At 37.6% G+C, this 2,439-nt stretch carries 2 protein-coding genes; both read left to right on the top strand.

The genetic code is table 11. The features are described from left to right. The first annotated feature begins 940 nt into the window (after positions 1 to 940). Positions 941 to 1,210 carry a type II toxin-antitoxin system TacA family antitoxin gene (locus tag PVK70_RS18590; RefSeq protein ID WP_005423939.1) on the top strand — a complete coding sequence of 90 codons (270 nt, stop codon included), beginning with the start codon at positions 941 to 943 and terminating at the stop codon, positions 1,208 to 1,210. Then, on the top strand, positions 1,207 to 1,737 hold the full coding sequence (locus PVK70_RS18585; RefSeq protein WP_130049428.1) for a GNAT family N-acetyltransferase: 531 nt from the start codon (positions 1,207 to 1,209) through the stop codon (positions 1,735 to 1,737). Before PVK70_RS18590 ends, PVK70_RS18585 begins: the two co-directional genes overlap by 4 nt. The last annotated feature ends 702 nt before the right edge of the window (positions 1,738 to 2,439 follow it).

Raw genomic sequence — 2,439 nt, 5'->3', positions numbered from 1 at the left:
TACTTCATCTCGCAATTTAAGAACATTTTGTTCGCTTAATTGGCATCGGTAAATTAGAATCAGGGCTTAGAAAATCTTGGCTGAGCAGTTCTTTACCAAGTTGGCCAAGCCGAAAGTAAGCACGCACAACAATCGCATCAACACGATTTATTACACTCGGCGTTCCGGGTTTGCCTTGGTTTTTGTGATTAAGGCGGTAAAATTCAAGTTGTTTGGCATAGTAATAAACGTGTTATGCAAGCGTTACACGAACTCTAAGATCGCAGTTTTTTGGCTCAGTTCAGCGATTGAGCCATTAGTTTTTAGGTGTGAAAGTAAGGTGGGTTTCCTTTTTCTTTGTTGCCTTTTAATATTCGTTTTATCAGGTTCGGCAATTGACCATTATTGCCAAAAGTTCATGGATTTCAGAAACCAATTCAGGCTTCAATTGTTCATGGCCTTGCCTCATTTTAGTCTGCATCAGTGTTTTCTTCTCAGCATTATCAATCCCAATTGTGGTAAAGATATTTGGTTTATCAGCTTAAAACTTGCTGAAACCAAATCGTACAAATGGTGCTAGAAAAAGGATTGTTTCGTTTCGCAGTTTTTGTAGTTGAACGGTTCTTTTGTTCGCTAAATTAGCTTTTGTAATTTAGAATTGGTTTTTAAATATTATTGGTAAATCAGTTCTTTACCAATTAAAGCGAAGCGTTGACAAAGATCGTGTAACAAATGCATCAACACGATTTGCTACATTCGGCGTTGTCAGTTTGCCTTTAGTTTTGGTGATTAAGGCAGTAAAATTCAGCTTGGTTTGCATAGTAGCAAACGTGTTATGCAGGCGTTATATTCACAAAGCTTAAAAATTAAACCCGTATTAGCTCCGTACAAGTTGCGCTTTGGTTGTTTAAATCTTATACTCAGGTTAATTACGGAATTACTCCGTACGATTGGAGGTTTTATGGCTACTGCAAGACTTGATATCCGTTTGGATGAAGAAATCAAAGCTAAGGCTGAGAAAGCTTCTGCTTTACTTGGTTTAAAAAGCTTAACTGAATACGTTGTTCGTTTAATGGACGAAGATTCAACTCAGGTGATTTCTGAACATGAAAGCATCACTGTTGAAGCAAATGTATTTGACCAATTCATGATTGCTTGTGACGAGGCTAAAGCTCCGAATAAAGCATTACTTGAAGCGGCTGCATTTACTAAAAGTGGTGAGTTTAAGTGAGTTATTCCAAGACTTTTAAAGAATTGGATAAATCACAACACGATAGAGCATCATTTGACTGTGGTGAAAAGGAGTTAAATGATTTTATCCAAACTCAAGCTACTAAACATATGCAAGCAGGTATTAGTCGCACAATGGTTTTGCCTGCTTCTGTGCCATTACCAAATCAAAAATATCCAATCTGTTCATTTTATAGTATTGCGCCAAGTTCGATTAGCCGTGATACGTTGCCACAAGCGATGGCTAAAAAATTACCACGTTATCCTATTCCTGTTTTCCTTTTAGCTCAACTTGCGGTTCATAAAGAATTTCATGGAAGTGGGCTAGGTAAAGTTAGCTTAATCAAAGCTCTCGAATACCTTTGGGAAATTAACTCTCACATGAGAGCTTATGCCATTGTTGTTGATTGTTTAACTAAACAAGCGGAGTCATTCTACGAAAAATATGGTTTCGAGGTTCTTTGTGAAATCAATGGTCGAGTAAGAATGTTCATTCCAATGAAAACAGTCGGCCAGTTATTCACTTAGACGTAAGAGTGAATATAACAAAGCAATCAACACGATTTATTACATTCGGCGTTGTAGGTTTGTCTTTGGTTTAGGTGTTTAAGGCGGTAAAATTCAGCTAAGTCGTCGTAGTAATAAACGTGTTATTGCGGCGTTATACGAACTCTGAGAATGCAGTTTTTTGGTTCAGTCCAGCGATTGAACCATTAGCTTTTTAGGTGTGAAAGTAGGGTGGTTTTCCTTTTTCTTTGTTACCTTTTGGTGTTCGTTTTATTAGGTTCGGCATTGAACTATTATTGTCCCAAATCCAGGCGTTTCAGCGGCTAATTTACGCTTCAATTGTTCTTTGGTTATGCCTCATTTTAACCTGGAGCAGTGTTTTTCTCTTAGCATTTTTAATCCCAATTGTGGTTAGGATATTTGGTTTATCAGGTCCAAGCTGTCTGAAACCAAGCCGTACAAATGGTGTAAGAAAAAGGGATTGTTTCGTTTCACAGTTATTGTTGTTGATTGGATATTTTGCTCGCTTAATTGAGCCAGTCTAATTAAACTCAATTTACAGTAAATATTGGTAAATCAGTTCTTTACCAATTTAATTGGAGCGAAAGCAAGGCTCGTATAACAAAGCAATCAACACGATGCTATTACATTCGGCATTCGCGGTTTAGAGTATAATTGGTTTGGGAAGTCGGTCTTTCGCACGTGTTATTGCGGCGTTAGGTG

Origin of the sequence: Aliivibrio sp. A6 (assembly GCF_028765505.1) — a bacterium.
Classification (GTDB): Bacteria; Pseudomonadota; Gammaproteobacteria; order Enterobacterales; family Vibrionaceae; genus Aliivibrio; species Aliivibrio finisterrensis_A.
The sequence above is the reverse complement of the archived record's forward strand: the minus strand, read 5'-3'. Positions and strand labels throughout refer to the sequence as shown.